The sequence below is a fragment of the Bartonella sp. CL70QHWL genome, from assembly GCF_042194855.1.
Lineage (GTDB): Bacteria > Pseudomonadota > Alphaproteobacteria > Rhizobiales > Rhizobiaceae > Bartonella.
In genome coordinates this window covers 1-6,124 of sequence record NZ_JBHINJ010000035.1, presented here as the reverse complement: position 1 = coordinate 6,124, position 6,124 = coordinate 1, and the positions used below count along the sequence as shown (strand labels likewise).

The following is a 6,124-nucleotide window of genomic DNA, read 5'->3' as shown; positions in this document are numbered from 1 at the left end:
TATGTTACGTACACGCAGTTTAATAAACATATCTATTTACACACTACAGTGCTCAGTTAAAAAGCTATAGTAAAATTTCCGATTTTATAAAACTGTTTAGATTAAATGGCGTTGTCTCTTCTCAACGTTCATAGATGAAATCAACAAAAACATCAAAACATCATTGAAAAAGGCGCGTAACAATGACTCATGTTTGCTCACCATTGAGATATCCAGGCGGTAAGGCTGCACTGTATGGAAAAGTCAAAGAAATATTTGAGAAAAATGCATTAAATGGCTGTTCCTATAGAGAGCCATTTGCTGGCGGGTGCGGACTTGCTTTAAAGCTTCTTTTTAATGGTGATGTTAAAGATATTCACATTAACGATATTGATCTATTCATTTGGAGCTTTTGGTATTGCGTTTTGCACAAGACAAAAGAATTAATAGAAAAAATCAATATAACGACCATTAACTTAGAAGAATGGTACATACAAAAGAAATTTCTCCTGCAAGTGCAGATGTGCTTAGCGCAGGATTCGCAGCACTCTTTTTGAATCGCACAAATAGATCTGGAATTATTAAAAATGCTGGACCAATTGGAGAAAAATGACAAAGCGGTACCTATAAAATAGATTGCCGATTTAACAAAGAGAATATAATTGAACGCATTCTTCGCATAAGTGAACAAAAAGATAGAATACATTTAACTCGTTTAAATGCACGGGAATTTTTGCTGCGTTATGGAACTGATGAAAACACCTTTTTTTATATGGACCCTCCTTATTTTAAAAAAGGAAAAGGTCTTTATACTTGGTTTTACAAAGCTAATGATCACCACAATTTAGAGAATGTCATCTCCCAACATGTGACGGCACCTTGGCTAATTACTTATGACAACGTTGAAGAAATTAAATTTTTGTATAGGCAATATCTCTCAATAGAATTTAGCTTACAATATTCTCTACAAGAGAAAAGGAAAGCTACTGAACTGATGATTTTTTCACCAAAAATCAAAATGCCTCAATTCTTAGAAAAAAACACAATATCACGTCTTAAAGCAGCTTGATTGCATGAATAGGAGCTTTAATCACATGCTTACACCATTTGGCAAAACTTTACGCAAAATTCGCCTTGATCGCTTTGAAAGGCTCTTAGATATGGCTGATAAACTAGGCATCTCTGTAGCATTTTTATCTTCTGTTGAGATTGGCAAAAAATCTGTTCCAGTAGGAATGGAAGAAAAGATCATAAAGCTGTACGCTTTAGATCAAAACATGGCTTCTCTTTTAAGAAAAGAGGCTGACATTTGCCGAAAGAATTTTATAATGAATTCTTCTGATCCACTTAACCGTGAAATTATTAGCACGTTTGTTAGAAATTTTAAGTGTCTTTCACAACAAGATCTAACAGTGTTCAAGGAATTCATGGTGAGAACGGAAAAGAAACGCTGCTTGCAAAATAAAATACCTTGATCTCCTTATTTTATACACCGTAAACATAATTTTATATGTTAAAAAACAATAATATACTTTTGAAATAATTGAAAAAATAAGCAAATTATGCTAAGATTTTGTATATATAAATTGCTAATCTAATGGGGCTACAAATATGCTAAATAAAGTGACTTTAATCGGGCGCCTTGGTGCTAATCCCGAAAGCAAAACAATGAATTCTGGAGCAGAAGTGGTTAATTTTCGTATGGTAACTTCTGAAAGCTATACAGATAAAAATACACATCAAAAAGTAGAGAAGACTGAATGGCATTCTGTTATGATTTTTAATCCACATTTGGCAAAAATTGCACTTCAATATCTAAACAAAGGTTCAAAGGTTTACGTAGAAGGCAAATTACAGACACGCAAATGGCAAGATAAAAATGGGCATGACCGTTACACAACAGAGATTATTTTACCGCAATTCAAAGGCGAATTGTATTTGCTTGATGCAAAGAAAGATCAATCAGCATCCCCTACCCCTTCACCCATTACTTCTCAACATTATGCCATCGCTTCAGGTGCTGCTGATCATAGCACATCTCTTAATAATGCTATCCCATTCTGATTGAAAAAAAAATATGACAAAAAGAAAAAAACGTGCAAAACGTGGTCGTCCACGGATTAAAGGATGTATCAGAGAACCAAACGGACGCATCTCACGAGCAAAAACACCGCATGAACCCATGGATAAATTGGCAATTGAAATGCGTGCCAAACGCTTTGGCTTGACCATAGAAGAGGCTAAAAGTCCGCTTTCCGGTACCTATATCGGGCGGCTTTATTTGCAAGGCGAAATCAATCAAGACCAATATGATGATGCGCAAAAATATCTTGAAGTGAAAAACAATTACCTATGTGCAAAAGGATTGCCTAATGCAATTTATGATAACTTTACTCCTTCATCAAATGAGGAGGCACAAAAACGGTGGATTGAAAGAGCAACTCATTGTTATGAAGAGACGAAAGAGATTATCAAAGAAACACAACACCTCTATAGACAGTATAATCTTTATGCTGCATTACAATATCTTGTTATAGAAGATCAATCGCTAACACATCTTGTTAATTCTTTGCGTATTGTTCTTAATGCGCTTCATAAGCATTTTAGCCGTTAAAAAAGAATTGACATCAGATAAAAAATCATTAAAATGTGTATATATTTACACATTATAAGTTTAGGTAATGGAACAAGATAGCCGAAAAATCATTGCAAAATTAAAGCGTGATGGCTTTGAACTTATCAAAGTAAAAGGTTCTCATCATAAATTTAAAAAAGATGATAAGGTTGTTATCGTTCCACATCCTAAAAAAATCTTCCGATTGGTACAGCACGTTCTATCGCACAACAAGCAGGCTGGTTAAAAGAAGGAGAAGAAGAATGAAAAGATTTTTTGCTCTTGTTCATAAAGATGAAGACTCTGCTTTTGGTGTTCAGTTTCCTGATTTTGAGGAACTTTTTTCTGCTGCTGATGAGGAAGAAAATTTAATCGCAAATGCAACAGAAGCACTCCAACTTTATTGTGAAGATATAGATAGAGTGCCTATTCCTTCAAAATTTGAAGACGTCATACAACGGGAATCTGTCAAAACAGCTTTGTCAGAAGGAGCTTTTTTAATACAAGTCCCCTTTATTGAAAATGATGCAGAAGTGGTACGCACAAATATATCAATTGAACGAGGGCTTTTACGTGCAATTGATAATTGTGCACAAGAGAGAGGTTTAACAAGATCTGCTTTTTTGGCAACAGCAGCCCGTCACGAGCTTAATATTTAGCTCATCAATCTGGAAAAATTTCTCACTCTCGATTTTTTTTGCAAAAGCGTGTAATTGCATATGATCCGAAAACTATTAATGAAAATCAAAAGGCGGCAGGCAAACAAAACGCTATAGTTAAGAGGGATATAACTATCATTGATATTATATACATGGCATCTAATATTTCTGGACCTGTCATTGTCTTTCCCTCCTATAATAATTTCACAATAATTTATAAAATCTAAAATGTTTTAGAAAAATCTATATATTCTATTTTAAAATAAAAAATATAGATTTTTTTGTTGACATGGTGTAAAAAATAGTATTGAATAACAGCACGGCACTAGTTGAATTGCGTCTAAAATTCAAAAATATCCCTTAAAAATTCAGTAAAATGTGAACTTGAAATGTAGCTAGAAAGCCCTGTTTTCTTGCTAGTTCTGGCTAATCTATTTTTCAAATAACAAAAATTAATATTTGACTAATGATGTCATTAATTATGACTCAAAAGGAGCACTGATGAAAGCTGTCATCACTAAGCCAATGTGTGTTATTGGAGACAATAAAAGCACTGTTCGATTTGAACCATCAACACCCAATAATCCATTTGTTGAAGTTTCCAATCAAGTCTACGCACGTCTCAAGCGCGCTAATGCTGTAAAACCTTTTGTTGGAGTCAAGACAACAGCAAAACCTGACAAGGCGGTTGAACAAATTAAGAAAATAGAACAAGAAGCTGTACAAACATCATCTGAACCAGTGACAGAGGAAACCTCACTCGAAAAACCAAAGGAATCTAAAACTTCCAAGTCATCAACACCTACCCCTAAAAAGGCTTAGACGTTGAAATTAATCATCCACCAAAAATGGTATCTTCAACAGGCAAAAGATACCTTCACCAGTCTTCAAGCACCACGCCTTAACTGGGCTCTGCGTAATGCTCTAAACACCGCAGCAAAACAAGTTGAACGCTTTACTGAAAAGCAAGTTGCGACATCTCATCTGCCCAATCAAAGCGTGTCAAAAAAGGGGGGGTATATTAAAGAAAAAGCGACAGCAAGGTTTCTCGAGACAGATATCATTGGTTCTGGAACACCGATACCTCTTAAATTTTTTCAAGCAAGAGAAACAAAATACAGCGTAACATACAAAATGTTTGGAAAGAAAGAAATCTTACCCCATGCTTTTATCAAAGGTGGGAATTTTCCAAAGCGTGTTGAATTGAAAATGGGAGGGAATGTGTTTCAAAGAGATGACGGAGATCAATTCCCCATTGCAAAACAAGAAGGACCTTCAATTGCTAAAGTGATGTCCAAGCCAGAAATTGCAAGTGCTATTGTAAACGAAGCCAATGAAAGACTAATCAAAAGCATACAGTACCAACTTGCTCGTCAAGAATATGCCGCCAATAAGAAAGCTAAATAATGTTCTTAAGCTATGTCAACACATTACTCACTTTAATTGTAATTTTTAAAGCAGATTATCACTTTCGTTTTGGTTTTTTTCAGAAAAAATACAATAAAATCAATGTAAAATCTACTTCCCAGCGGGTTGGATCTGTTGCGGGGCAGGCGAGCGCGAACTATCGCTAGCGACAGAATTTTCAATTTGACTGTACATTGTACACTTAACACATTGATAAATAACGAATTTAGTGTGTACAGTATGATATGTAAAATGTCTCCTTATCGCATTGAAGCCCGTTTTCAGTTCGTTACGTAAAGCTTTCTTTATCCTGATACGCCGAAAACCCCATTCCTCAAGATGGGAAAAAAATCAAGGCAAGGAGCAACTATGAATAAGAAGTATCGTGAGGGGATATCGGTTCGTGCGTTTACGAAGAGATGGGTGTTTCACATAATGCGGTGGTTTCTCGGATAAAGACAGGTAAATTTGATACGGCTCTTTTTGAAGATGGTTCTGTCAATGAAGCCCTTGCCACAGCCATCTGGAATGAGAATCCAACAAAGCGCCCTGCTTCACTTTTAGCGCCTGATGGACAACCGCGGACAAAGATCAAACAAGCTTCCACAGATGGAGCCAATGAATACAAGATAAAACTGGAGCGAATGCAAGTTGCGTTTGAAAGCGAAAAAATTGCCCTTGAACGACTACGCGAAACCACTGTTGATCGAGAAGAAATGAAAAGGCAGCTCGTGAGTTTGGAAGAGCGCACCGTAATGTCATATGTTGAATTTTCCTCATCGTTTTGGTGCAAGCATTGCTGCACAAGTTGGATGTGATACAGCCAGCCTTATTGGTGCTATTGATTACACTATGAGAACAGCTTTGCTTGAAGCGGTTAATATTCCAGTGCCTTGTCATGATCCACATTCTCCAGAGTTAGAGAACTTGCAAGAAACGAATAATGGATGACAATGCAGTCGAAGAATTTTTCGCCAATGCCAATGACGCATGACAACCAGACCCACCGTACAAGGTTTCGCAATGGGCGGGAATAGATACCTTAGCACCGTAGCAAGTGCTGAGCCTGGGCTTTGGAGAACAAAGCGTACCCCTTATTTGCGCGAAATCATGGATAACCTTTCCTCTTACGTGCCAATTGAAATAACAATTGTCATGAAAGGGACGCAGATCGGCATGTCAGAAGCAGAATTGAACTTTTGCGGTTATGCCATTCATTATAGTCCGGGACCTGTCCTTTATGTGACGCCAACGGTTGAGACAGCGAAGAAATTGTCCAAAACCCGTCTTGACCAAATGATTATGGCAAGCCCTGCTTTAAGCGAACGCATTGCCAAAAGTGATACGGTGAAATCAGAAGAAATCCAGAACCGTCGTGAATTTGGTATAGAAGATCAGTTAGAGACAGCAATGAAATATATTGCCAGAAAACAAAAGAAACTGATTTCTGAAATCGAATTGACAT

8 protein-coding genes and 3 pseudogenes are annotated in these 6,124 nt (G+C 36.6%); all 11 read left to right on the top strand.

Annotated elements, in window-relative coordinates; translation table 11 throughout:
- Positions 1-182 precede the first annotated feature (182 nt).
- Entirely contained in the window at positions 183-536 is a 354-nt protein-coding gene (locus ACFIJZ_RS09025; RefSeq protein WP_273790995.1) for a DNA adenine methylase, read from the top strand.
- Positions 537-610: 74 nt separating this feature from the next.
- A complete protein-coding gene (locus tag ACFIJZ_RS09020) occupies positions 611-1,048 on the top strand; it encodes a DNA adenine methylase (RefSeq protein WP_375631777.1) in 438 nt (145 codons plus the stop codon).
- Positions 1,049-1,073: 25 nt separating this feature from the next.
- Positions 1,074-1,454 carry a helix-turn-helix domain-containing protein gene (locus ACFIJZ_RS09015; protein ID WP_375631775.1) on the top strand — a complete coding sequence of 127 codons (381 nt, stop codon included), beginning with the start codon at positions 1,074-1,076 and terminating at the stop codon, positions 1,452-1,454.
- Positions 1,455-1,590: 136 nt separating this feature from the next.
- Positions 1,591-2,043: a single-stranded DNA-binding protein gene (gene ssb, locus ACFIJZ_RS09010; RefSeq protein WP_375631773.1), complete on the top strand. Its 453-nt coding sequence runs from the start codon at positions 1,591-1,593 to the stop codon at positions 2,041-2,043.
- A 13-nt stretch (positions 2,044-2,056) separates the two neighbouring features.
- Positions 2,057-2,593, top strand: a complete 537-nt coding sequence (locus ACFIJZ_RS09005; protein ID WP_375631771.1) for a hypothetical protein — start codon at positions 2,057-2,059, stop codon at positions 2,591-2,593.
- Positions 2,594-2,660: 67 nt separating this feature from the next.
- Positions 2,661-2,860, top strand: a pseudogene (locus ACFIJZ_RS09000) (type II toxin-antitoxin system HicA family toxin).
- On the top strand, positions 2,857-3,252 hold the full coding sequence (locus ACFIJZ_RS08995) for a type II toxin-antitoxin system HicB family antitoxin (RefSeq protein ID WP_273790990.1): 396 nt from the start codon (positions 2,857-2,859) through the stop codon (positions 3,250-3,252). The pseudogene ACFIJZ_RS09000 and the gene ACFIJZ_RS08995 overlap by 4 nt, the downstream one beginning before the upstream one ends.
- Positions 3,253-3,753: 501 nt before the next feature.
- Entirely contained in the window at positions 3,754-4,074 is a 321-nt protein-coding gene (locus ACFIJZ_RS08990; protein WP_273790989.1) for a hypothetical protein, read from the top strand.
- Positions 4,075-4,077: 3 nt separating this feature from the next.
- Positions 4,078-4,659, top strand: a pseudogene (locus ACFIJZ_RS08985) (hypothetical protein).
- 369 nt (positions 4,660-5,028) lie between these two features.
- Positions 5,029-5,610 (top strand): annotated as a pseudogene (locus ACFIJZ_RS08980) (hypothetical protein).
- A 39-nt stretch (positions 5,611-5,649) separates the two neighbouring features.
- On the top strand, positions 5,650-6,124 hold a 475-nt coding region (locus tag ACFIJZ_RS08975; RefSeq protein ID WP_375631769.1), incomplete at its 3' end, for a phage terminase large subunit family protein.

Coding starts and splice junctions, on each gene's coding strand:
- ACFIJZ_RS09025 (WP_273790995.1), top strand. CDS start 183: ATGACTCATGTTTGCTCACCATTGAGATATCCAGGCGGTAAGGCTGCA.
- ACFIJZ_RS08995 (WP_273790990.1), top strand. CDS start 2,857: ATGAAAAGATTTTTTGCTCTTGTTCATAAAGATGAAGACTCTGCTTTT.
- ACFIJZ_RS09015 (WP_375631775.1), top strand. CDS start 1,074: ATGCTTACACCATTTGGCAAAACTTTACGCAAAATTCGCCTTGATCGC.
- ACFIJZ_RS08990 (WP_273790989.1), top strand. CDS start 3,754: ATGAAAGCTGTCATCACTAAGCCAATGTGTGTTATTGGAGACAATAAA.
- ssb (WP_375631773.1), top strand. CDS start 1,591: ATGCTAAATAAAGTGACTTTAATCGGGCGCCTTGGTGCTAATCCCGAA.
- ACFIJZ_RS09005 (WP_375631771.1), top strand. CDS start 2,057: ATGACAAAAAGAAAAAAACGTGCAAAACGTGGTCGTCCACGGATTAAA.